The 24,488-nt window shown below is 72.9% G+C and carries 18 protein-coding genes; 3 read left to right on the forward strand and 15 right to left on the reverse strand.

Annotated features, from left to right (window positions below):
- The first annotated feature begins 114 nt into the window (after positions 1-114).
- Complete coding sequence (locus AB0M97_RS16940) at positions 115-1,389, forward strand: helix-turn-helix domain-containing protein (RefSeq protein ID WP_365961628.1); 1,275 nt, start codon at positions 115-117, stop codon at positions 1,387-1,389.
- 30 nt (positions 1,390-1,419) lie between these two features.
- Here the strand turns inward: AB0M97_RS16940 and serA are convergent, their stop codons facing one another.
- From serA to AB0M97_RS16970, 6 genes are all read right to left on the reverse strand, one after another.
- Positions 1,420-3,009 carry a phosphoglycerate dehydrogenase gene (gene serA / locus AB0M97_RS16945; RefSeq protein WP_365961629.1) on the reverse strand — a complete coding sequence of 530 codons (1,590 nt, stop codon included), beginning with the start codon at positions 3,007-3,009 and terminating at the stop codon, positions 1,420-1,422.
- A 264-nt stretch (positions 3,010-3,273) separates the two neighbouring features.
- Positions 3,274-4,272, reverse strand: coding sequence for a ketol-acid reductoisomerase (gene ilvC, locus AB0M97_RS16950; RefSeq protein ID WP_365961630.1), 999 nt, complete (start codon positions 4,270-4,272; stop codon positions 3,274-3,276).
- A gap of 117 nt (positions 4,273-4,389) precedes the next feature.
- Complete coding sequence (gene ilvN, locus AB0M97_RS16955) at positions 4,390-4,914, reverse strand: acetolactate synthase small subunit (RefSeq protein ID WP_365961631.1); 525 nt, start codon at positions 4,912-4,914, stop codon at positions 4,390-4,392.
- Positions 4,915-4,933: 19 nt separating this feature from the next.
- A complete protein-coding gene (locus tag AB0M97_RS16960) occupies positions 4,934-6,784 on the reverse strand; it encodes an acetolactate synthase large subunit (protein ID WP_365961632.1) in 1,851 nt (616 codons plus the stop codon).
- Positions 6,785-7,028: 244 nt separating this feature from the next.
- Positions 7,029-10,031, reverse strand: coding sequence for an EAL domain-containing protein (locus tag AB0M97_RS16965; protein WP_365961633.1), 3,003 nt, complete (start codon positions 10,029-10,031; stop codon positions 7,029-7,031).
- A 420-nt stretch (positions 10,032-10,451) separates the two neighbouring features.
- Entirely contained in the window at positions 10,452-11,402 is a 951-nt protein-coding gene (locus AB0M97_RS16970) for a 2-hydroxyacid dehydrogenase (protein WP_365961634.1), read from the reverse strand.
- Positions 11,403-11,477: 75 nt separating this feature from the next.
- Here AB0M97_RS16970 and AB0M97_RS16975 point away from each other — a divergent pair, with 75 nt between their 5' ends.
- Together AB0M97_RS16975 and AB0M97_RS16980 are read left to right on the forward strand one after the other, a co-directional pair.
- Positions 11,478-12,476 carry an aldo/keto reductase gene (locus AB0M97_RS16975; protein WP_365961635.1) on the forward strand — a complete coding sequence of 333 codons (999 nt, stop codon included), beginning with the start codon at positions 11,478-11,480 and terminating at the stop codon, positions 12,474-12,476.
- Positions 12,477-12,555: 79 nt separating this feature from the next.
- Complete coding sequence (locus AB0M97_RS16980) at positions 12,556-13,713, forward strand: PQQ-dependent sugar dehydrogenase (RefSeq protein WP_365961636.1); 1,158 nt, start codon at positions 12,556-12,558, stop codon at positions 13,711-13,713.
- A gap of 20 nt (positions 13,714-13,733) precedes the next feature.
- Here AB0M97_RS16980 and AB0M97_RS16985 read toward each other — a convergent pair whose 3' ends face one another.
- The 9 genes from AB0M97_RS16985 to gatC form a co-directional block, all read right to left on the reverse strand.
- A complete protein-coding gene (locus AB0M97_RS16985) occupies positions 13,734-16,778 on the reverse strand; it encodes an AAA family ATPase (protein WP_365961637.1) in 3,045 nt (1,014 codons plus the stop codon).
- Positions 16,779-16,927: 149 nt separating this feature from the next.
- A complete protein-coding gene (locus AB0M97_RS16990) occupies positions 16,928-17,101 on the reverse strand; it encodes a hypothetical protein (protein WP_365961638.1) in 174 nt (57 codons plus the stop codon).
- Positions 17,102-17,301: 200 nt separating this feature from the next.
- Positions 17,302-17,868, reverse strand: a complete 567-nt coding sequence (locus tag AB0M97_RS16995) for a hypothetical protein (protein WP_365961639.1) — start codon at positions 17,866-17,868, stop codon at positions 17,302-17,304.
- Between the two features lie 26 nt (positions 17,869-17,894).
- On the reverse strand, positions 17,895-18,464 hold the full coding sequence (locus AB0M97_RS17000; protein WP_365961640.1) for a GNAT family protein: 570 nt from the start codon (positions 18,462-18,464) through the stop codon (positions 17,895-17,897).
- On the reverse strand, positions 18,442-20,688 hold the full coding sequence (locus tag AB0M97_RS17005; protein WP_365961641.1) for an MMPL family transporter: 2,247 nt from the start codon (positions 20,686-20,688) through the stop codon (positions 18,442-18,444). Before AB0M97_RS17005 ends, AB0M97_RS17000 begins: the two co-directional genes overlap by 23 nt.
- Before the next feature lie 218 nt (positions 20,689-20,906).
- The gene (gene gatB / locus AB0M97_RS17010; protein ID WP_365961642.1) at positions 20,907-22,418 is read right to left on the reverse strand and encodes an Asp-tRNA(Asn)/Glu-tRNA(Gln) amidotransferase subunit GatB; all 1,512 of its coding nucleotides are present in this window, start codon (positions 22,416-22,418) and stop codon (positions 20,907-20,909) included.
- 15 nt (positions 22,419-22,433) lie between these two features.
- Positions 22,434-22,673: a hypothetical protein gene (locus AB0M97_RS17015; protein ID WP_365961643.1), complete on the reverse strand. Its 240-nt coding sequence runs from the start codon at positions 22,671-22,673 to the stop codon at positions 22,434-22,436.
- The gene (gene gatA / locus AB0M97_RS17020) at positions 22,670-24,169 is read right to left on the reverse strand and encodes an Asp-tRNA(Asn)/Glu-tRNA(Gln) amidotransferase subunit GatA (protein ID WP_365961644.1); all 1,500 of its coding nucleotides are present in this window, start codon (positions 24,167-24,169) and stop codon (positions 22,670-22,672) included. The genes AB0M97_RS17015 and gatA overlap by 4 nt, the downstream gene beginning before the upstream one ends.
- Positions 24,170-24,175: 6 nt before the next feature.
- Positions 24,176-24,472 (reverse strand): Asp-tRNA(Asn)/Glu-tRNA(Gln) amidotransferase subunit GatC, encoded by a 297-nt coding sequence (gatC, locus tag AB0M97_RS17025; protein WP_031117542.1) that lies wholly within the window; start codon positions 24,470-24,472, stop codon positions 24,176-24,178.
- Between the last annotated feature and the right edge of the window lie 16 nt (positions 24,473-24,488).

The following is a 24,488-nucleotide window of genomic DNA, read 5'->3' on the forward strand; positions in this document are numbered from 1 at the left end:
GGCCGTGACCCGACGATCCGGATACGGCACGGAGAACCACCGTGAAACCTAAGGATCCCCCCGATCGTCGGCCATCGACAGCTGTCACGCATCCGTGCCCCAGATCTCAGACAGATGTATGAAGGTGTCCCTGGTGTGCGGCAGAATGCCCGGGTGACGTCCGAACACAGGGGTGACTACCAGGAGCTGGTGGACGAGATCTCCGAGCTGCTCGGCGCCCCGGCGACGCTGGAGAACCGCGACTTCGAGCTGATCGCCTTCGGCGCCTACGACAGCGAGGGCGACCTCGACCCCTCGGCCCTCGACCCGGTCCGCACCCGCTCGATCCTCACGCGCCGCTCGACACCCGCGGTCCGCGCCTGGTTCGAGGGCTTCGGCATCACCCGCGCGACGGGCCCGGTCCGCATCCCGCCGAGCACGGAGGCGGGCGTCTACCGGGGCCGCATCTGCCTGCCGGTACGCCACCGGGGCGTCGTCCTCGGCTACGTCTGGCTGCTGGACGGCGACCCCGGCCCCGGCGAGCGGCAGCTGGCCGCCGCCATGCGGGTCGCGGCACGGATCGGGGCGCTGCTCGCCGACGAGGCCCAGCACGGCGCCGACCTCACCCGCGAGCTGCGCGCGGTGCTGACCGCCGAGCGCGACTGGCAGCGGGACATGGCGGTCGCCGAGCTGCGCGCCGCCCTCGGCGCCCGCGCCGACGCCCTGCACACGGTGGTGTGCGTGGCCCCGTGGCCGTCGGCCGACCCGGACGACGCCCCGTCGGTCCGTACGGTCCCGGGCGCGACGGCGCTGTGCACCCTGCCGTGGGGCACGGCGTCCCTGTCCCTCGCCCTGCTGGTCCGGCTCCGGTCGGCGGACGTCCCCGCTCCGGCGACATCGGCGGCGGCCCGGCTGCTGGAGAGGGCGCGCGGGAGCACGGCTTCCGGGGGTGCGGCGGGTGCCGGGCCTCGGGTCGCCGCCGGGATCGGGGTCGCGCGCGCCGGGCTGGCCGAGCTGGGGGCGGCCTGGCGGGAGGCGTCGGCCGCGGCCCGCGCCGCCCTGGCGGAGCCCCGGCTCGGCCCGGTCGCCGACTGGACGTCGATCGGCCCGTTCCGCCTGCTGACGGCGCTGCCCCCGAACGCCCCGCGGGACCCGGTCGTACGCCCGCTGCTGTCCCCCGCCCACCGTGGACTCGCCCGCACCGCCGAGGTCTACCTCGACCGCGCGGGCCAGGCCGGCCGCACCGCCGCCGAGCTGGGCATCCACCGCCAGACCCTGTACTACCGCCTGTCCCGCGTCGAGAAGCTGACGGGCCTGGACCTGGACGACGGCGAGGACCGCCTGCTGCTGCACATGGCCCTCAAGGCACACCGGCTCCGACCGCAACACGAAGCCGGGCGAGCCGAATGACTCGGCTCGCCCGGCGCCCGTCCACCCGTGTCAGGTGAGGTTCACCGACCGCGCCGACGTGGCCCCGATCTCCTCGGCGAGCTCCGCCAGCACCGCGGAGCCGACCGTGTCGTCCACCGTCAGCACCGCCAGCGCCTCCCCGCCGGCCGCCGCACGGGCGACCTGCATGCCGGCGATGTTGATGCCCGACTCGCCGAGGATGCGGCCGACCGTGCCGACGACACCGGGACGGTCCTCGTAGCGCAGCACCACCATGTGGTCGGCGAGCGCGAGGTCGACGTCGTACTCCCCGACGGCGACGATCTTCTGCACGTGCTTCGGGCCGGTCAGCGTGCCGGAGACCGACACCTCCTCGCCGGTGCCGAGCGTGCCGCGCACGGTGACGACGTTGCGGTGGTCGGCCGACTCCGAGCTGGTCGTCAGCCGCACCTCGACGCCGCGCTCCTGCGCGAACAGCGGGGCGTTGACGTACGACACCGTCTCGTCCACGACGTCCTCGAAGACACCCTTGAGGGCGCTGAGCTCCAGCACCTTCACGTCGTGCTGGGTGATCTCGCCGTACACCTCGACGTCGAGGCGGACCGCGACCTCGCCGGCGAGCGCGGTGAAGATGCGGCCGAGGCGCTCAGCGAGCGGCAGGCCCGGCTTGACGTCCTCGGCGATGACACCGCCCTGGACGTTCACCGCGTCCGGGACCAGCTCACCGGCGAGGGCCAGGCGCACCGACCGGGCGACGGCGATACCGGCCTTCTCCTGCGCCTCGTCCGTGGAGGCACCGAGGTGCGGGGTGCACACGACCTGGTCGAACTCGAACAGCGGCGAGTCCGTGCACGGCTCCTTCGCGTACACGTCCAGGCCGGCGCCGGCGACGCGGCCCTCCTTGAGCGCCGAGTACAGCGCCTCCTCGTCGACGATGCCGCCGCGCGCGGCGTTGACGATGCGGACGCTCGGCTTGACCTTGCGCAGCGCCTCGTCGCCGATCAGGCCGAGGGTCTCGGGGGTCTTGGGCAGGTGGACGGTGATGAAGTCGGAGACCTCGAGCAGCTCGTCCAGCGACAGCACCTTCACGCCCATCTGCGCGGCGCGCGCGGGCTGCACGTAGGGGTCGTAGGCGACGACCTTCATGCCGAAGGCGGACATGCGCTGGGCGACGAGGGCGCCGATGCGGCCCAGGCCCACCACACCGAGGGTCTTCTCGGCCAGCTCGACACCGGTGTACTTGCTGCGCTTCCACTCGCCGTTCTTCAGCGCGGCGTTCGCCTGCGGGATGTTGCGGGCGGTGGCGATGATCAGGCCGCAGGCCAGTTCGGCGGCGGTCACGATGTTGGAGGTCGGGGCGTTGACGACCATCACGCCGGCCTTGGTGGCGGCGGAGACGTCGACGTTGTCGAGGCCGACGCCGGCTCGCGCGACGACCTTCAGTTTGCGCGCGGCGGCGATCGCCTCGGCGTCGACCTTGGTGGCGGAGCGGACCAGGATGGCGTCCACATCGGCGATGGCCGGGAGCAGCTCGGCCCGGTCGGCCCCGTTGCAGTGCCGGATCTCGAAGTCGGGGCCAAGCGCGTCGACGGTGGCGGGCGACAGCTCTTCAGCGATGAGTACGACGGGTTTCGAGCTCACGTGAGTCCTCACATGTCCAATGCGGACGGCCGTCCCGACGGCCGCATGCGGTGGAGGGTTGCTAGCCGCGTGGAAGACGCACGACGCTGTGGGCCTGACGCGTATGTTGCAGCAGTGTAGTGGCGCCGGGGCGTCGTCCTACGCCGCTTCGGAAGGATCACCCGTCCGTGGCGGGACGGGTGGGACAACGCCGTACCACCGACGTTACCCCTGGTGCGGCACGAGGGGCCGGAGCGTGCCGCTCCGGCCCCTCGGCCACAAGGCTCACGCCTCTTCGTCGACCCAGCTCATGAGCTTGCGCAGCTCCTTGCCGGTGGTCTCCAGCAGGTGCTCGGAGTCCTGCTTCTTGTACTCGTTGTACTTCTTCAGACCGCCGTGGTACTCGTCCATCCACTGCCGGGCGAAGGTGCCGTCCTGGATCTCGGCGAGGACCTTCTTCATCTCGGCCTTGGTGGCGTCCGTGATGATGCGCGGGCCGGTGACGTAGTCGCCCCACTCGGCGGTCTCGGAGATCGACCAGCGCATCTTCTCCAGGCCGCCCTCGTACATGAGGTCCACGATCAGCTTCAGCTCGTGCAGGCACTCGAAGTAGGCGATCTCCGGCTGGTAGCCCGCCTCGGTCAGCGTCTCGAAGCCCGCCTTCACCAGCGCCGCGGTGCCACCGCACAGCACGGCCTGCTCACCGAACAGGTCGGTCTCGGTCTCCTCGGTGAAGGTCGTCTTGATGACGCCGGCGCGGGTGCCGCCGATGCCCTTCGCATACGACAGGGCCAGCGCGAAGGCGTTGCCCGTGGCGTCCTGCTCGACGGCGGCGATGCAGGGCACGCCGCGGCCCTCCTCGTACTGGCGGCGGACCAGGTGGCCCGGGCCCTTCGGGGCGACCATGCAGACGTCCACGCCGGCCGGGGGCTTGATGAAGCCGTAGCGGATGTTCAGGCCGTGGCCGAAGAAGAGCGCGTCGCCGTCGCTGAGGTTCGGGGCGATGTGCTCCTCGTAGACCTGGGCCTGGACGGGGTCCGGGACGAGGATCATGATGACGTCGGCCTCGGCGGCGGCCTCGGACGGGCTCACCACGCGCAGGCCCTGCTCCTCGGCCTTCGTCTTGGACTGGGAGCCCTCGTGCAGACCGACGCGCACGTCGACACCCGAGTCACGGAGCGACAGCGCGTGGGCGTGGCCCTGGCTGCCGTAACCGATGACCGCGACCTTGCGGCCCTGGATGATGGACAGGTCGGCGTCGGCGTCGTAGAACAGCTCGGCCACTGTGGGTTCTCTCCTTGTGTGCAGGTGTTGCGGATCACCGTATGACGGTGGGGGAAGGGACGTTTCGGAGTCTCGGAATACGGGCGGTCGGTGCTGCCCGGCCGCCCGGTTTCCCGGCTATGCCGACCGGTCGAGAGCGCGCAGCGAGCGGTCCGTGATCGAACGGGCGCCGCGGCCGATCGCGATCGTGCCGGACTGGACCAGCTCCTTGATGCCGTACGGCTCCAGCATCTTCAGCATGGCCCCCAGCTTGTCGCTGGACCCGGTGGCCTCGATGGTCACGGCCTCCGGGGAGACGTCGACGGTCTTGGCGCGGAACAGCTGGACGATCTCCACGATCTGGGAGCGCGTCTCGCTGTCGGCGCGCACCTTCACCAGGACGAGTTCGCGCTGGACGGCCTGGGACGGCTCGAGTTCGACGATCTTCAGCACGTTGACGAGCTTGTTCAGCTGCTTGGTCACCTGCTCCAGCGGCAGGTCCTCGACGGTCACCACGATGGTGATGCGGGAGATGTCGGTGTGCTCGGTGACGCCCACCGCGAGCGAGTCGATGTTGAAGCCGCGCCGGGAGAACAGGGCGGCGATGCGGGCGAGGATGCCGGGGGTGTTCTCCACCAGGACGGAGAGCGTGTGCTTGGACATGTTCGGTGCTCTTCCTCGCTCAGTCGTCTTCGTTGTCGCCGAAGTCGGGGCGGACGTCCCGGGCGGCCATGATCTCGTCGTTGGAGGTGCCGGCGGCGACCATCGGCCAGACCATCGCGTCCTCGTGGACGATGAAGTCCACCACGACGGGGCGGTCGTTGACGGAGTTGGCCTCCTCGATGACCTTGTCGAGGTCCTCCGGGGACTCGCAGCGGATCGCGTAGCAGCCCATGGCCTCCGACAGCTTCACGAAGTCGGGGACGCGGGTGCCGGCGCTCGGTGAGGTGGCGTCGGCGCCGGGGCCGGAGTGCAGCACCGTGTTGGAGTAGCGCTGGTTGTAGAAGAGGGTCTGCCACTGGCGGACCATTCCGAGGGCGCCGTTGTTGATGATGGCGACCTTGATCGGGATGTTGTTCAGGGCGCAGGTGGTGAGCTCCTGATTGGTCATCTGGAAGCAGCCGTCGCCGTCGATCGCCCAGACCGTCCTGCCGGGTGCGCCGGCCTTGGCACCCATCGCGGCCGGGACGGCGTAGCCCATCGTTCCGGCGCCGCCGGAGTTGAGCCAGGTGGCGGGCTTGTCGTACTCGATGAAGTGCGCGGCCCACATCTGGTGCTGGCCGACGCCGGCCGCGAAGACCGTGCCCTCCGGGGCGAGTTTGCCGATCCGCTCGATGACCTGCTGCGGGGAGAGCGAGCCGTCCTCGGGCTGGTCGTAGCCGAGCGGGTAGGTCTCGCGCCAGCGGTTCAGGTCGTTCCACCAGGCGGTGTAGTCGCCGCGGTGGCCCTCGCTGTGCTCCTTCTGCACGGCCTGGACCAGATCGGCGATGACCTCGCGGGCGTCACCGACGATGGGCACGTCGGCGGCGCGGTTCTTGCCGATCTCGGCCGGGTCGATGTCGGCGTGGACGATCTTGGCGTACGGGGCGAAGCTGTCCAGCTTGCCGGTGACGCGGTCGTCGAAGCGGGCTCCGAGGGCGACGATCAGGTCGGCCTTCTGCAGCGCGGTGACGGCGGTGACCGCACCGTGCATGCCCGGCATTCCCACGTGCAGCGGGTGGCTGTCGGGGAACGCGCCGAGCGCCATCAGGGTGGTGGTGACGGGCGCTCCGGTGAGCTCGGCGAGGACCTTCAGCTCGGCGGTGGCGCCGGCCTTGAGGACGCCGCCGCCGACGTAGAGGACGGGCCGCTTCGCGGCGGTGATCAGCTTGGCGGCCTCGCGGATCTGCTTGGCGTGCGGCTTGGTCACCGGGCGGTAGCCGGGCAGGTCCATGACGGGCGGCCAGGAGAAGGTGGTCTTCGCCTGGAGGGCGTCCTTGGCGATGTCGACCAGGACCGGGCCGGGGCGGCCGGTGGAGGCGATGTGGAACGCCTGCGCGATGACCCGCGGGATGTCCTCGGCCTTGGTGACGAGGAAGTTGTGCTTGGTGATCGGCATGGTGATGCCGACGATGTCCGCCTCCTGGAAGGCGTCCGTGCCGATCGCCTTGGACGCGACCTGACCGGTGATCGCGACCAGCGGCACGGAGTCCATGTGGGCGTCGGCGATGGGCGTGACCAGGTTGGTGGCGCCCGGCCCCGAGGTCGCCATGCAGACGCCGACCCGGCCGGTGGCCTGCGCGTAGCCGGTGGCCGCGTGGCCGGCGCCCTGCTCGTGGCGGACCAGGACGTGGCGGACCTTGGTGGAGTCCATCAGCGGGTCGTACGCCGGGAGGATGGCGCCGCCGGGAATGCCGAATACCGTGTCGGCCCCGACCTCCTCGAGAGAGCGGATGAGGGACTGCGCGCCCGTGACGTGCTCGGGGGCCAGGTGCTGTCCTCCGGATCGGGGCCGCGGCTGCGGGTGATGGGCCCCGGTGGCCTGGTCGGTCATCGGCATTCTCTTCTCGATGCTGAGGGTTTTTGCGAGGTTTGTGCGGTGTACGCGTGCTGTGCGCCAGGTGCTGGTGCAACAAAAAACCCCTCGTGCCATAAGGCAAGCGAGGGGAGCGCGCCGGGTGGGGTCGCCGGGAGTTCCGGGGTCGATCCGGACGTCACCAGCTTCAGCCGACGCGCTTTCCAAGTACGAGAATTCGGGTGTGCATGGCACTGACCCTCCCCCCGGCACGCACCCACTGTCAAGTGGGTGGGACGGGAGTCTCATTATGTGAGCGCAGGGCCGTCCCGCCTCGGAGGACGGCCGTCACTCCACTGGAGTACACGCCCGTGGCGCCACCCGCGTACGCCGGTTCGGCCGGTCCGTGCGGCACCGGATAGTGGCCCGCGGTGAGGGCCCGGCGCAGCCGGTATTCGTCCAGCGGACCGGAGAAGGCCATGCCCTGCCCGTGGGTGCAGCCCATCGCGCGCAGGGCGACGACCTGCTCGGGCAGGTCCACCCCGTCGGCCACGGACTCCAGCCCGAGGTCGGTGGCGATGCGCAGCAGCCCGCTGGTGATCTTGTGCAGCCGGGCGGACTCCACGACGCCCTCCACCAGACTGCGGTCGAGTTTCAGTATGTCGACGGGGAGCCTCCTGAGGGCCGTGATCGTGCCGTAGCCGCTGCCGAAGCCGTCCAGCGCGATCCGGACGCCGACGCGCTTGAGGGCGCCGAGGCGGCGCTCCAGCTCGTCCAGTCCGGCGCGCGGGTCGCTGTCGGCCAGCTCGATCACCAGCGAGCCGGGCGACAGCCCGTGCCGGGTGAGGAGCGCCTCGACGGAGCCGAGCGGCATGGCGCGGTCCAGCAGCCCCCGGGCGCCGATCCGGACGGCGACGGGGACGGACAGCCCGGTCGCGGCGCGTGCGGCGGCCTGCTCGACGGCCTCCTCCAGCACCCACCGGCCCAGCTCGGCCGTCTTGTCGCTGTCCTCGGCGACCCGCAGGAACTCGGCCGGTGTGAACAGCACGCCCTGCGACGAGCGCCAGCGGGCCTGGGCGCACACGGACGTGATCCGGCCGTCCTGGAGGGAGACCACCGGCTGGTGCAGCAGGGCGAACTCGCCGTCGTTGAGCGCGGCACGCAGGCGCGTGGCCAGCTCCGCCTTGCGGACGACGTCCTGCTGCATCTGCGGTTTGTACAGCTCGACGCGGCCCTTGCCGCCGGCCTTGGCGCGGTACATGGCGAGGTCGGCGTTGCGCAGCAGTTCGCCCGCGCCGATGCCCGGCTCCGCGAAGGCCACGCCGATGGAGGCGTTGACGCGGACGTCGTTGCCGTCGATGAGGTAGGGCTGGGACAGCGTCAGCCTGAGGCGGTCGGCGAGTTCCAGGATGTGCCGTTCCCGGTCGGTGCGCTCGCGCGTACCGTCCCCGACGATCAGGGCCGCGAACTCGTCGCCGCCCAGCCGGGAGGCCGTGTCGCCCTGCCGGACGGCCTCCCGGAGCCTGCGGGCGGCCTGGACGAGGAGTTCGTCGCCGGCCTGGTGCCCGATGGTGTCGTTGACGGCCTTGAAGCCGTCCAGGTCGATGAAGAGGACCGCCGTGCCGCGCAGGGCGGTGCCGCGGTCGCCGGACCGCCGGCCGGTGAGCGCCTGCTGGACCCGCTTGGTGAACAGCGTGCGGTTGGGCAGGTCGGTCAGCGGGTCGTGCTCCGCGTTGTGCTGCAACTGCGCCTGGAGGCGGACGCGTTCGGTGACGTCGCGGCTGTTGAAGAGGAGGCCGCCGTGGTGGCGGTTGACGGTCGACTCGACGTTCAGCCAGCCGCCGTCGCCGGACCGGAAGCGGCACTCGATGCGCGTCGTGGGCTCGTCGGCCGGGCCCGCGGCGAGGAACCTGCGCACCTCGTGCACCACGCGCCCCAGGTCCTCCGGGTGGATCAGGCTGGACAGCTCCTGGCCGACCAGTTCCTCCGCGGGCCGCCCGTAGACACCGGCGGCGGCCGGGGAGACGTACCGGAGGATGCCGCTGGGCGCGGCGATCATGATGACGTCGCTGGAGCCCTGCACCAGGGAGCGGAAGTGGTTCTCCTTCTGCGCCAGTTCCTGGGTGAGGGTGATGTTGTCGAGCAGCATGATCCCCTGCCGCACGACGAGCGCGAGCACCACGGTGCCGCAGGTGATGAGCACGACGCGGTCGACGCTGCGGCCGTTGAGGACGTTGTAGAGGATTCCCAGGGTGCACACGGCGGCCGCGAGGTACGGGGTGAGCGCGGCCAGGGAACCGGCGATGGGCCGGGCGGCCGTGCAGCGCGTGGGGTCGCCGGTGGGCGCGGGCGGCGGCGGGCGGTGGGCGCCCGCGGGCCGGCCGGGCAGGTGCTCGTGCACCACGCGCGTGTGCCCGTCCGTGTGCGGCGCGCCGGCGTCCCGGGGCCCGGCCCACGGGGCGTACGCCAGCAGCAGTGAGCCGGCGAACCAGCCCGCGTCGAGCAACTGGCCCGAGCGGTAGCTGTCCTGGAACAGCGGCGAGGTGAACAGGGCGTCGCACATCACGGTCAGGCCGAGCCCGCCGATCGCGGTGTTGAGCACCGTGCGGTTCACCGAGGAGCGCCGGAAGTGCAGCGCGAGCACCATGCTGACCAGCACGATGTCCAGCAGCGGGTACGCCAGCGACAGCGCGGTGTGCGCGACGCCCGGCCCTTCGGACTTGGCGGCCTGCGCGAGGGCCAGGCTCCACGCCAGTGTCAGCAGGGAGCCGCCGATCAGCCAGGCGTCCAGGGCGAGGCAGACCCAGCCCGCCTTGGTCACGGGCCGTTTGGCGAGCACCAGCAGCCCGACGATCGCGGGCGGCGCGAAGCACATGAAGAACAGGTCGGCGTACGAGGGGCTGGGCACGGGAAGGCCGAGAACCACCTCGTACCAGCCCCAGACCAGGTTGCCCAGGGACGCCATCGCCGAGGAGAAGCCGAACAGCAGCCAGGCGAGCCGGAACCGGACCCGTACGCTGCGGGCGTACAGCAGGCAGGAGACGGCGGCGGCAGCGGCGGCGGCGCTGAGCCCGAAGTCGCCCATGACGAGGGCCAGTTGCCGCGATCCCCAGCCGACCGCGGCGCCGACGGCGTAGCCCGCGCACACCAGGGCGAGGGCGAGGTGGTGGACCAGGCGGCCCGGGGCGTCGGCGGTGGCCGGCGGGCGGGGCCGCGCGGCGCCCGGTACCGGCTGTGTGCGCAGCGCGCCGTCGAGGACCGGCGCGGGAGGCGGCGGCGCGCTCACCGGTCCCTCCCGGTGCGCGTCGGCCCCGGGTGCCGGCGGCGCGGGTGCGCGGGCTGGGCGTGCCTCCTGCGGCTGCCGTGCCTGCGGTGCTGGCTGTGCCGGTTGTGATGGCTGTGAAGATCGCTGTGCAGATCGCCGTGGGGGGCGTGGCAGCCGCGTCTGCGCGCGGCCGTCCGCCAGGGTCGCCGCCGGCGGCCCCGCCGCATCGGATCGCTCGTCCATAGGCCGTGCATCGCCCGTCGCCCCCCTCGCAGTTGTGCATGTCCGTCCCCGGCGCCGAACGGTGCGCGGCGCAACCCCTGTCGGGACGATACACCAGTATCGTCACTCAGGGACATAGGTTCTCTACGCTCCGTGACGACCAGGAATGATGCGAGTACCCACCGCTTCCGCGAAGTAGCGGACGGTACTCGAACCGCGTCAAACGCCGTCCTTGCCCGTCGTCAGAACCACGTTCCGCAGCGGCTCCCGGTTCACGAACCGGCTCAGCTGGTCCACCAGCAGACGTTGGGCGCGCGGCATGAACGCGGACGTGGGCCCGCCGACGTGCGGGCTGATCAGCACGCCCGGCGCCCGCCACAACGGGTGCTCGCGGGGCAGGGGTTCGGGGTCGGTGACGTCGAGGGCGGCGGTGATGCGGCCGCTCTCCACCTCCGCGAGCAGGGCCTTGGTGTCGACGACGGCGCCGCGCGCGACGTTGACGAGGAGCGCGCCGTCCTTCATCCGCGCGAGGAAGTCGGCGCCGGCCAGGCCCCGGGTGGCGTCGGTGAGGGGCGTGGTGAGGACGACGACGTCCGCCTCCGGGAGCAGGGCGGGCAAGTCGGTGAGCGGATGCACCGGGCCGCGCGCCGTGGTGCGCGCGGAGCGCGCGACGCGCGCCACCCGCGCGACCTCGAACGGCACGAGCCGGTCCTCGACGGCGGCGCCTATCGATCCGTACCCGACGATCAGCACGGTCCTGTCGGCCAGCGCGGGCCGGAACCCGCCGAGCCACTCGCCGCGGTCCTGGGCGCGCACGTAGTCGGGCAGGCCGCGCAGGGACGCCAGGATCAGGGCGAGGGCGAGTTCCGCGGTGCTCGCCTCGTGCACCCCGCGCGCGTTGCACAGCCGTACGCCGGGACGCAGGTGCGTCAGGCCCGGCTCGACGTGGTCGGTGCCCGCCGACAGGGTCTGCACGACCTCGACGGAGGCCATCTCGGGCAGCGGGCGCTGCCCGAGGCCCGGCGGCTTCATGTACGGCACGACATAGAAGGCGCAGTCGGCGGGGTCGGCCGGGTACTCCTCGGCGCCGTCCCAGAAGCGGTAGACGGGCCCCTGCGGGAGGCCCTCGATCTCTTGCGGCGGGATGGGGAGCCACACGTCAGCAGTCATGCCAGGAGGCTATGTCAGGGGCCACAGGGCGCAGAGGTTAGGTTGGGGGCGCCAGGAGAGGGAGGGTCCGAGCAGGTGGAGCGCAGGACGATCGGCGCGGCGGCGCTCTCGGTGGGGGCCGTCGGACTCGGGTGCATGCCGATGAGCTGGGCGTACAGCACCTCGCGGCAGCGGGGCGACGAGTCGCTCAGGGCGGTGCACCGGGCGCTGGACCTGGGGTCGACGCTGCTGGACACGGCCGACATGTACGGCCCGTTCACCAATGAGCTGCTGCTGGGGCGGGTGCTGAAGGAGCGGCGGGCCGACGCCTTCGTGTCGACGAAGGTGGGGCTGCTGGTCGGCGATCAGCACCTCGTGGCCAACGGCCGCCCCGGGTACGTGAGACGGGCGTGCGACGCGTCGCTGCGGCGGCTGCAGACGGACGTCATCGACCTCTACCAGCTGCACCGGGCCGACCCGGAGGTGCCGGTCGAGGAGACCTGGGGCGCGATGGCGGAGCTCGTGCAGGCCGGAAAGGTACGGGCGTTGGGGCTGTGCGCGGTGGGTGCGCGGCCGGCGCGGCGGCCGGGGGCGCGGCTGCACGACGGCACGCTGCGGCAGCTGGAGCGGGTGCAGCAGGTGTTCCCGGTGAGCGCGGTGCAGGCCGAGCTGTCGGTGTGGTCGCGGGAGGCGCTGGAGGCGCTGCTGCCGTGGTGCGAGGCGCGCGGGATCGGTCTCCTCGCCGCGATGCCGCTCGGCAGCGGCTTCCTGACCGGCACGCTGACGCCCGGCGAGGGCTTCGAGCCGGACGACCCGCGGGCCCGGCACCCGCGCTTCACGGCCGAGATGATGGCCGCGAACCAGCCGATCGTCGCAGGGCTGCGCCGCGTCGCGGCCCGGCACGGCGAGGCGGTCACCCCGGCGCAGGTGGCGCTGGCATGGGTGCTGGCGCAGGGCCGGCACGTGGTGCCGGTGCCGGGAGCCAAGCAGGAACGTTGGGTCACCCAGAACGCGCGGGCCGCGGCCCTCGGGCTCACCGAACGGGACCTGGCGGAGGTGGCGGCGCTGCCGCCCGCGCAGGGCTCGTGGGACTGAGGAGGTGCGGATCGGGAACCCGCCGGGCCCGGGCGGTGTATGACAAGGGAGAACCCACCGCGTCGAAGGGACCACCATCGTGCAACGTCGAGCCGCGACGGCCGCGCTGGCCACCGCCCTCCTGCTGACGGCCGGCTGCTCCTCCGACGGCGGCGGAGCACCCGACGGCGACAGGAGCACTCCGGCGAGTACGCCGGCCCGGTCGTCGCCCCCGCAGCGGGACGCCGAGCAGGGGCCGCCCGCCAAGGGCACGGTGACGGTGGTCCGCACGGTCGCCACCGGTCTGGACAGCCCCTGGGGCCTCGCCCCGCTCCCCGGCGGCGGCCTGCTGGTGTCCTCCCGGGACGACGCGACGATCACGCGGATCGACGAGAAGACCGGCAGGAAGACCGAGCTGGGCGAGGTGCCGGGCGTCGTCCCGGAGGGCGAGGGCGGCCTGCTCGGCATCGCCCTCTCCCCCGGCTTCGCCTCCGACCACATGGTCTACGCGTACTTCACCTCGGCCTCCGACAACCGCGTCGTGCGCATGCTGTACGACGCGAAGAAGCCCGCCGGTGAGCAACTGGGCGCCCCGGACACGGTGTTCAGGGGCATCCCGAAGGGCTTCGTGCACAACGGCGGCCGGATCGCGTTCGGGCCGGACCGGATGCTGTACGTCGGCACGGGCGAGAGCGGCGACACGAGCCTGTCCCAGGACAAGAAGTCCCTGGGCGGCAAGATCCTACGGCTGACGCCGGAGGGCGAGCCCGCGCCGGGCAACCCGTTCCCCGACTCCCCGGTGTACTCGTACGGGCACCGCAATGTGCAGGGGCTCGCCTGGGACGGCAAGCAGCGCCTGTTCGCGGCGGAGTTCGGCCAGAACACCTGGGACGAGCTGAACGCGATCGAGCCGGGCGGCAACTACGGCTGGCCGGAGGCGGAGGGCCGCTCGGACGACGCCCAGTACCGCAGCCCGCTCGCCCAGTGGGGCACCGACGAGGCGTCCCCGAGCGGTATCGCGTTCGCCGCGGGCTCGGTGTGGATGGCGGGTCTGCGGGGCGAGCGGCTGTGGCGCGTGCCGCTGAAGGGCACCGGGGCCGCGGCGGACCCGCAGGCCTTCCTGGAGGGCGACCACGGCCGGCTGCGCACGGTGGTGGCGGCGGGCGGCGACCGGCTGTGGCTGACGACCAGCAACACGGACGGCCGGGGCGACCCGAAGGACGGCGACGACCGGATTCTCGAACTGCGGGTGACCTAGGGCCCTAGTCGGCGGGCTGCTCAGCCCACCGTCTCGGCGGCGAGGGCGTCGGCCGGGAACAGGCCCTCGCGGTGGGCCAGGGCCGCCGCCTCCCCGCGGCCCGTGACCCCCAGCTTGGCCAGGATGTTCGACACGTGGACGCTGGCGGTCTTCGGGGAGATGAACAGTTCCCCGGCTATCTGGCGGTTGGTGCGTCCGAGGGCGACCAGGCGCAGGACGTCCCGCTCCCGGCTGGTGAGGCCGAGGGCCTCGGCGGGGTCCGCCGGGGCGGGCTCCGGGGCGCGGTGGCCCAGGGTGAGCCGGGCGCGCTGGGCGAGGAGGGTGACGGCGTCGGCGAGCGGGCGGGCGCCGAGGTGGCCGGCGACGGCGTGCGCGAGGCGGAGCAGTTCGGTGGCGCGGGCGCGCTCGTCGTCGCCGCCGGCGGCCAGCACGGACGCGGCGAGCCGGTGCCGGACGCGGGCGAGGTCGTAGGGGCGTTCCAGGGGTTCGAAGGCGGTGACCACCTCGGACCAGGTGTCCGGGGTGTCGCGGCCCTCGGCGCGCAGGAGTTCGGCGCGGACCCATCTGTCGTGCGCGAGCCAGACCGGGGCGCCGGTGGTGAGGGTCCTGGTGGCCCGGAAGAGGCGGTCGAGGAAGGCGGCGCGGCCCTCCTCGAAGACGGTCCGGCCGCGGGCGTCGGCCTCGGCGGTGGCGGCGGCGAGCAGCAGCGGCCAGGCGTAGCGCTGGGTGCCGGGCGGGAAGCCGGCGGCCAGGGCGCGGTCCGCCTCGGCGCGGGCGTCGAGGAGCCGGCCCTCGGCGGCGGCGACGCCGATGCACAGGCGGGTCAGGGGGAGGTTGTTCTGCGGCATGGGGTCGTGGGTGCCGTAGGAGGCCCGCGCGTCGGCGAGCAGCCGGGCCGCCTCGGCGACCTCGCCGCGGGCGAGCGCGATGCCGGCCTGCTGGAGGCAGCCGCCGCCGCGGGGCTTGGCGGCCTGCCCGGTGCCCTGGGTGACCCTGGCCGCCGCGTCCGTCGCCTCGTCCCAGCGGCCCAGGGAGTACAGCGACTCGGCGAGGTTGAGCCACACCCAGCCCTCGGACTCCCGCAGGCCCCTGCGGCGGGTGAGGCGGACGCCCTCGCGCAGGATGCCGGCGGCCTCGGCCGAGCGGCCGACGCCCTCCAGGGAGGAGGGCAGGTTGATGTGGCTGCGGCCGAGCACCGCGGGGCGGTCCTGTGCCACGGCCAGGTCCCGCACCTCGTACATCTCGGCGAGCCCGGCCTCGATGTCACCGGCGTCGACCATCAGCCCGCCGAGGGTGAGCCGGGCGTTGAGCTCGATGTCGGCGGCGCCGACCATGCGCGCGTACTCGACGGCGCGCTCGGCGGCGGTGACGGCCTCCGGGCCGGGTTCGTGGAGCATGGCCCAGCCCGCGGCCATGGCGAGCACCTCGGCGTGCACCTCGGAGGGCGGCAGGCCGCGGACCAGTTCCTGCGCGGTGCCGATCTCCTGCCAGCCGTCGCCGCGGGCCAGCGCCTGGACGAGCCGGGAGCGCTGCACCCAGAACCAGGCGGCGCGCAGGGGGTCCGGCTCGTCGTCGAGCAGCCGCAGCGCCCGCTTGGTGATCTTCAGGGCGCGTTCGCGCTCTCCGCACCGCCGGCCGGCGACGGCCGCCTCGGCCATCAGGTCGAGGTAGCGCAGGGGGGCGACGGCGGGGTCGCAGCCACACGGAGGGTAGACCTCGGTGTAGTCGACGGGGCGCAGGGTGGCGCGGACCTCGTCGGGGGCGGTGTCCCAGAGGTCCATCGCCCGTTCCAGCAGCCGCAGTTGCTCGGAGTGGGCGTGCCGGCGGCGGGCCTCGACGGAGGCGGCGAGGACGGCGGGCAGGGCCTTGGCGGCGTCGTGCGCGTGGTACCAGTAGCTGGCCAGGCGCATCACGCGCTGGTCGGCGGGGACGAGCGCCGGGTCGGCCTCCAGGGCTTCGGCGTAGCGGCGGTTGAGGCGGGAGCGTTCGCCGGGCAGCAGGTCGTCGCTGACGGCCTCGCGGACCAGGGAGTGCCGGAAGCGGTAGCCGTCGCCGCCGGGCGCGGCGGTGAGCAGGTTGGCGTTGACGGCGGCCCGCAGCGCCTCGATGAGGTCGTCCTCGGCGAGCCGGGCGACGGCGGCGAGCAGCGGGTACTCGACGGTGGAGCCGCCCTCGGCGACGATCCGGGCGATGTTCTGCGCGCTTTCGGGCAGCGCCTCCACGCGGACCAGGAGCAGGTCGCGCAGGGAGTCGGTGAGGCCGGTGCGGCAGCCCTCGTGGGCGGCGACGGCGAGTTCCTCGACGAAGAAGGCGTTGCCGTCGGAGCGTGCGAAGATCTCGTCGACCTGGTCCGGGTCGGGGTCGCGGGCGAGGATGCCGGCGATCTGACGGCCGACCTCGGCGCGGTTGAAGCGGGCGAGTTCGAGGCGGCGGACGGTGCGCAGCCGGTCCAGTTCGGCGAGCAGGGGGCGCAGCGGGTGGCGGCGGTGGATGTCGTCGGCGCGGTAGGTGGCGAGGACGACGAGGCGGCCGGTGCGCAGGGTACGGAACAGGTAGGCGAGCAGGTGCCGGGTGGAGGCGTCGGCCCAGTGCAGGTCCTCCAGGACGACGACGACCGTGCGATCGGCGGCGAGGCGTTCCAGGAGGCGGACGGTGAGTTCGAAGAGGCGGGCGGTGCCGTCCTCGTCGTGCCGGCCGGCGGTGGCGTTGCCCAGTTCGGGCAGCAGGCGGGCGAGTTCGTCCTCCTGGCCGGCCGCCGCGGCGGCCAGTTCGCCGGGCAGGGCGCGGCGCAGGGCGCGCAGGGCGGTGGAGAACGGGGCGAAGGGCAGCCCGTCGGCGCCGATCTCGACGCAGCCGCCGACGGCGACGACGGCGCCGCCCCGGCCCGCGGCGCCGGTGAACTCCTCGACGAGGCGGGTCTTGCCGACGCCGGCCTCTCCGCCGATGAGCAGGGCCTGCGGCTCGCCCCGGGCCGCGCGGGCGAGCGCGCCGTGCAGGGTGTCCAGCTCGGCCGCGCGGCCGACGAACACGGGACTGACGGACCTGGTCTCCACGGGTCCGAGCATCGCACGCGGGTCGGACCGTGCGGCACTCGTTTTCGCGGGGGCGGGGGCACGGCGCGCGGGGAGGACGGCCGGCGGCCGGTCGTCCTCCCCCCGGCGGGCGCCCGTGCGGCGGGCCCGGACGGGTCCCGGGCCGTTCCGCGCCCGGCCGTTCACGCGGCCCGGGTGTAGCGGTGGGGCCGGGAGCGGTGCGTAGGGTCCTCCGGCTCCGTGGCGTCCTGTGGGCCGGTGCGGCGGGCGTCGAGGGCGGCGCGGACCTGGCGCTGGTGCTCGGCGCGCCGGATCAGGTCGGCGGAGCGGTACTGCTGCATCTCGTACTCGTACACGGTGTGTCCCCTGGTGGGTGGCCGGGGCCCGGCTCGTCCGGGCGGTGCCTCCACCTTCGTCTGCCGGGCGGTCCGGCCGCATCGGGCGTGTTCCGCATCTTGGGGGGCCGCGGGGACCTCAGACGTGCGTGAGGGGCCCGGGCGGGCTCCGTAAGGTGCTTACGGCAGGCCCGCGAAGGCCCCTCGGGAGGTGCGCGGGGTCAGCTCGTCGACGGCAGTCCGAGCAGGACGCCGGTGTACTTCAGGACGGCCAGCAGCAGGCCGATGACGCCGAGCGCGGCGCCGCCCCAGGCGACGGACTTGATCCAGCCGGCCTGCGGTCTGCCGGGCGCGCCGAACGCGGGCCGGGCGAGCACCACGGCGCCGGTGATCAGCGCGAGCAGGGCGAACAGGCCGCCCCACAGGGCGCTGGTCCGCCAGGCGTCGCCGTACACCGCGTCGACCTGCTCGGCGACGCCCGCCGACGACGACGTTCGCAGCTGGCCGATGAGCGTCTCGCGCGCGGCGGCCACGGTGCCGATCCAGCTGCCGGTGAGCGAGACGACGCCCAGCGCGGCGGACACGACGGCCCCGGCGCCCTGGCCGACGCCGGAGGGTCCGTCCGGCGCGTCCTGCCCGGCTGTGCCGGGGGCGTCGGCGGCCCCGGCCGCCTGCGCGTCCCCGGACTCGGTGGCGTCCACCGCCTCCTCCTCGTGGGCGGCCCCGGGGGCCTTGTCGGCCTCGGCGGCCTCGGTCGCGTCCACTGTCTTCGTTGCCATGCCCCGCACCGTACGGACGGAGTCTGAGAGTCTGCTTAATGATCGGCGCGTGCGGTGCGTGCCGCCCGCCACTCGGGGGCCAGCACGGACCACACCTCCAGGTCGTGCCGGACGCCGTGGTGGAGGTGGGCCTCGCGGCGGACGCCGTCGCGGCTCATGCCGAGCCGCCGGGCGACGTTGAGGCTGGGCTCGTTGCCGGAGGCGGCGACCCATTCCACGCGGTGGATGCCGCGTGCCTCGACGGCCCAGTCGATGAGCACCCGCATCGCGCGCGTGACGAGACCGCGCCCGGTGGCGTCGGGTTCCAGCCAGCAGCCGACCTCGCAGGTGCCGTTGTCGGCGTCGAAGTTCAGCACCAGCACTCCGCCGACGAGCCTGCCGCGAAGCCACAGGCCGTGCAGGGCCGCGGTGCCGGCGGCGCGCCGGTCGGCGTACCGCTGGAGGACCTCCCGGGCACCGTCGGTGTCCGCCGCCTGGGAGCCGAAGGGGACGAACCGGTTGATGAACGTGCGGCCCCGGTCCAGATGGGCCAGGAACTCCTCGGCGTGCCAGGGCTCCAGGGGCCGCAGTTCCGCGCCGTCGTCACCCAGTGATGTCGCGTACATCCCGCTGCCGTTCCTCCTCCGTCAGGACGTCCGCCACCTCGGCGTCCGTCGCGGCGGCCAGCCTCTCATGGGCGGCGCGGGCCTCGGGCGGCTCGATGCTGATACGGGGCAGGCGCTTGCCGAGCCAGGCCGGCAGCCACCAGTTGGCGCCGCCGAGCAGGTGCATCAGGGCGGGCACCAGCAGGGTGCGCAGGACGAAGGCGTCGAGGGCGACGGCGGCCGCGAGGGCGATGCCGAACATGGCGATCACGCGGTCGCCGCTGAGGACGAAGGCGAGGAAGACCGAGATCATGATGACCGCGGCGGAGTTGATCACCCGGCTGGTCTCGGCGAGGCCGACGCGGACGGCTCGCCGGTTGTCGCCGGTTTCCAGCCACTCCTCGTACATGCGGCTGACCAGGAAGACCTGGTAGTCCATGGAGAGGCCGAAGAGGACCGACACCATGATCACGGGCAGGAACGGCTCGATGGGCCCGGCGGCGCCGAGGCCGAGCAGTTCGCTGCCCCAGCCCCACTGGAAGATGGCGACGACGACTCCGAAGGCGGCGGCGACCGCGGCGACGTTCATCGCGGCGGCCTTCAGCGGGATGCCGACGGACCGGAAGGCCAGCAGGAGCAGCAGGCAGCCCAGGCCGATGACGACGCCGACGAAGACGGGCAGCTTGTCCACGATGACGTCGGCGAAGTCGTCGTAGCCGGCCGTCACGCCGCCGACCTGCACGTCGAGGGCGGTGCCGGTCTCGGCGCGCGGCAGGACGTCCGCGCGCAGCCGGTCCACGAGGTCGCTGGTGTGGCGCGACTGCGGGGCGGACTCCGGCAGGACGGTGAGGTACGCGGTGTCGCCGCCCGCGTCGTAGGTCACCGGGGTCACGGACGCGACGCCGTCGGTCTGGCGCAGGGTGGCGCCGAGGTTGCCGAGGGCGAGCCGGTCGTCGCCGCCGTGCACCTCGGTGACGAGGGTGAGCGGGCCGTTCACGCCGGGCCCGAAGCTGTCGGCGAGCAGGTCGTAGGCCTGGCGGGTGGTGGAGGTCTGCGGGCCGTTGCCCTGGTCGGAGGTGCCCAGGTGCAGGGAGAGCGTGGGCAGCGCGAGGACGGCCATGACGACGACGGCGATCGCGCCGAGCAGCTTGGGGTGCCGCTCCACGAACGCCGACCAGCGGGCGGCGAACCCGGTCGGCAGCTCCGGCTCGGGCCCGTGCTCGGCGAGGCGGCGCCGCTCGCGGCGGCTCAGGGCACGCATGCCGATGAACGACAGCAGGGCGGGCAGCAGCGTCACGGACGCGGCGACGGTGAGGACGACGGTGAGCGAGGCGGCGACGGCGACGCCGTTGAGGAAGCTCAGCCGGAGGATGAGCATGCCCAGCAGGGCGATGCACACGGTCGCGCCCGCGAAGACGACGGCGCGTCCGGTGGTCGCCACGGCGCTGGTGGCGGCCTCGGTGACGGACAGCCCGCGTTTCAGGCCGCGCCGGTGGCGGGTGACGATGAACAGGGCGTAGTCGATGCCGACGCCGAGCCCGATCAGCATGCCCAGCATGGGCGCGAAGTCGGCGACGGTCATGGCGTGCCCGAGCAGCGCGATCCCGGCGTACGCGGTGCCGACGCCGACCAGGGCGGTGGCGATGGGCAGCAGGGACGCGGCGGGCGAGCCGAACGCGAGGAACAGCACGATCGCGGCGACGACCACGCCGACGATCTCGGCGAGGTGCCCGCCGGACGGTTCGGTGAGCGCGACCGCGCTGCCGCCGAGCTCCACCCGCAGCCCGTCGGTCCCGGCGTCCCGCGCGATGTCCACGACGGCCTTCGCGTCGGCCTCGGCGATGTCCCTGGACTGCTCGTGGAAGGTGACGGTGGCGTACGCGGTGCGGCTGTCGGCGCTGACGCGGCCGTCGCCCCGCTCGTCGTACGGGCCGGTGACGGAGGCGACGGCGGGCAGGTCCTCGATGCGCTCCAGGGTGCGGGTCATGGTCTGCTCGACGTCGGCGGCGCGGACGGAGCCGGAGCCGGTGTGCCAGACGATCGTGCCGCTGTCGCCGCCGAGGTCCGGGAAGCCCTCCCGCAGCAGCTCGGCGGCGCGGCCCGACTCGGTGCCGGGGACCTCGTAGTCGTTGGAGTAGGCCGAGCCGGCCGCGACCGCCGCCGCGGACACCCCGCCGAAGGCGAGGAGCCACAGCAGGACCGCGACCAGGCGGCGTCGGACACACCAGCGGGCGAGGGCTGCCACGGAAAGAGCTCCAGGGGTGGTCTGTGGATCTTCGGGCCTGTTCAGTCATTTCATGAATGAGCGGCCCGCGAAGAACGCATGAGCAAAGTCCTGCAACTCTTGCACCCAAAAGTGATCGTTTGTCGGGTTCGTTAGGTTCTTCACAGGGACGGGGGACGACGGGTACGCCGAAGGGGAGGCACCCGGACCGGGTGCCTCCCCTTCGCCGCTGCCGGCCGTCAGCCCTCGACGCCCAGCTTCTGCAGGATCAGCTCCTTCACGCGGGCCGCGTCGGCCTGGCCGCGCGTGGCCTTCATGACCGCGCCGACCAGGGCACCGGCCGCGGCCACCTTGCCGCCGCGGATCTTGTCCGCGACGGCCGGGTTGCCGGCGATGGCCTCGTCCACGGCGGCCGTGAGCGCGCCCTCGTCCGAGACGACCTTCAGGCCGCGCTTGTCCACCACCTCGTCCGGCGTGCCCTCACCCGCGAGGACGCCCTCGATGACCTGGCGTGCCAGCTTGTCGTTCAGATCGCCCTTCGCCACCAGCTCGGTGACCCGGGCGACCTGCTCCGGCGTGATCGCCAGCTCGTCCAGCGCCTTGCCGGACTCGTTGGCGCTGCGGGCCAGCTCACCCATCCACCACTTGCGGGCGGAGGCCGCGTCGGCGCCGGCGTCGATCGTGGCGACGATCAGGTCCAGCGCGCCGGCGTTGAGGATCGCCTGCATGTCGGTGCCGGAGACGCCCCACTCCTCGCGGAGGCGGTTGCGGCGCACCAGCGGCAGCTCGGGCAGGGAGGCGCGGATCTCCTCGACCCACTCGCGGGACGGGGCGACCGGCACCAGGTCGGGCTCCGGGAAGTACCGGTAGTCCTCGGCCTCCTCCTTCACGCGGCCCGAGGTCGTGGACCCGGTGTCCTCGTGGAAGTGGCGGGTCTCCTGGACGATGGTGCCGCCGCCGCTCAGCACGGCCGCGTGGCGCTGGATCTCGAAACGGGCCGCGCGCTCCACGGACCGCAGCGAGTTCACGTTCTTCGTCTCGGAGCGCGTGCCGAACCGCTCCGTGCCGTGCGGCCGCAGCGACAGGTTCACGTCGCAGCGCATCTGGCCCATCTCCATCCGGGCCTCGGACACGCCGAGCGCGCGGATGACCTCGCGCAGCTCACGCACGTACGCCCGCGCCACCTCGGGAGCGCGCTCCCCGGCGCCGGTGATCGGCTTGGTGACGATCTCGATGAGCGGGATGCCGGCGCGGTTGTAGTCGAGCAGGGAGTGGGACGCGCCGTGGATACGGCCGGTGGCGCCGCCGACGTGGGTCGACTTGCCGGTGTCCTCCTCCATGTGGGCGCGCTCGATCTCCACGCGGAAGGTCTCGCCGTCCTCCAGCTGCACGTCGAGGTAGCCGTTGAAGGCGATCGGCTCGTCGTACTGGGAGGTCTGGAAGTTCTTCGGCATGTCCGGATAGAAGTAGTTCTTCCGGGCGAAGCGGCACCATTCGGCGATCTCGCAGTTCAGCGCGAGGCCGATCCTGATGGCGGACTCGACGCCGGTCGCGTTGACGACGGGGAGCGCGCCGGGCAGGCCGAGGCAGACGGGGCAGGTCTGCGCGTTGGGCTCGGCGCCCAGCTCCGTGGAGCACCCGCAGAACATCTTGGTCTTGGTGCCGAGTTCGACATGGACCTCGAGGCCCATGACGGGGTCGTACGACGCGAGCGCGTCCTCGTACGACACCAGGTCGGTCGTGGTGGTCACGGTGAAACTTCCCTCTCAGCCCAGCAGGACGTCGTCGTCGCCCAGCCGCTTCAGCTCGCGGTAGAGGATGGCGAGGCCGGTGACGATCGCGGCGGCGGACACGGTGGCGTCGATGAGGACGAGCGTGTCCTTCTCGGCGCGGGCCGCCTTCAGCCGCTTGGCGACGCCGATCGCACCGAACGCGGTGGCGGCCATGGACAGGTACGTACCGGACTTGGACTTCTTGAAGCCCTTGGCCTTGGTCAGTGCACTCACAGCGACGGTGCCTCCTCGATCAGCGGGTGGCCCCACTTTTCCACGAAGGCGGCCTCGACGGCGGCGCCCACCTTGTAGAGCCTGTCGTCCTTCATGACCGGGGCGATGATCTGCAGGCCGACCGGGAGGTCGTCCTCCGGGGCGAGACCGCAGGGCAGCGACATCGCCGCGTTGCCCGCCAGGTTGGTCGGGATGGTGCACAGGTCGGCCAGGTACATCGCCATCGGGTCGTCGGCGCGCTCGCCGATCGGGAAGGCGGTGGTCGGCGTCGTCGGGGAGACGATCACGTCGACCCGCTCGAAGGCCTTGTCGAAGTCCTGCTTGATGAGGGTGCGGACCTTCTGGGCGCTGCCGTAGTAGGCGTCGTAGTAGCCGGAGCTGAGCGCGTACGTGCCCAGCATGATGCGGCGCTTGACCTCGGGGCCGAAGCCGGCCTCGCGGGTCAGCGAGGTGACCTCCTCGGCGGAGTGCGTGCCGTCGTCGCCGGTCCGCAGGCCGTAGCGCAGGCCGTCGAAACGGGCGAGGTTGGAGGAGCACTCGGACGGGGCGATCAGGTAGTACGCCGACAGCGCCAGGTCGAACGACGGGCAGTCCAGCTCGACGATCTCGGCGCCGAGCCCTTTCAGCAGCGCGACGGACTCCTCGAAGCGCTGCATGACGCCGGCCTGGTAGCCCTCGCCGCGGAACTGCTTGACGACGCCGACGCGCATGCCCTCGACCGAGCCGTTGCGCGCGGCCTCCACGACCGGCGGGACCGGGGCGTCGATGGAGGTCGAGTCGAGCGGGTCGTGCCCGGCGATGACCTCGTGCAGCAGCGCCGCGTCCAGGACCGTGCGGGCGCAGGGGCCGCCCTGGTCGAGGGAGGACGAGAACGCGACCATGCCGTACCGGGAGACCGCGCCGTACGTCGGCTTCACGCCGACCGTGCCGGTGACGGCGGCCGGCTGGCGGATCGAGCCGCCCGTGTCGGTGCCGATGGCGAGCGGGGCCTGGAAGGAGGCGAGCGCGGCGGAGGAACCGCCGCCGGAGCCGCCGGGGATCCGGGTGAGGTCCCACGGGTTGCCGGTCGGCCCGTAGGCGCTGTTCTCGGTGGAGGACCCCATGGCGAACTCGTCCATGTTGGTCTTGCCGAGGATGACGACGTCGGCGGCCTTCAGCCGCTTGGTGAGCGTCGCGTCGTACGGCGGGATCCAGCCTTCGAGGATCTTGGAGCCGACGGTCGTCGGGATGCCCTCGGTGGTGAAGATGTCCTTCAGCGCGAGGGGGACGCCGGCCAGCGGGCCGAGCTTCTCCCCGCGGGCCCGCTTCTCGTCGACGGCGCGGGCCTGGGCGAGCGCGCCCTCGCGGTCGACGTACAGGAAGGCGTGCACCTTCTCGTCGACGGCCTCGATGCGGGCGAGGTGCGCCTCGGTGACCTCGACGGCCGTGAGCTCGCCGGAGGCGATCCTCGCGGCGGTCTCGGCGGCGGTGAGCCTGATGATGCTGCTGTCCGTCATGACTTCCTAGTCCTCCCCCAGGATCTGCGGCACCTTGAAACGCTGCTGCTCCTGGGCCGGGGCGCCGGAGAGCGCCTGCTCGGGGGTGAGCGAGGGACGGACCTCGTCCGGGCGCATGACGTTCGTCAGCGGGAGCGGGTGCGAGGTCGGCGGTACGTCTTGGTCGGCGACCTCGCTGACGCGGGCCACCGCGCCGATGATGTCGTCCAGCTGGCCCGCGAAGTGGTCGAGCTCTTCGGGCTTCAGCTCCAGACGCGCCAGCCGGGCGAGGTGGGCGACCTCCTCGCGCGTGATGCCAGGCATGCAGCGATCCTCTGGG

It is taken from the genome of Streptomyces sp. NPDC051207 (genome assembly GCF_040682395.1).
Lineage (GTDB): Bacteria > Actinomycetota > Actinomycetes > Streptomycetales > Streptomycetaceae > Streptomyces.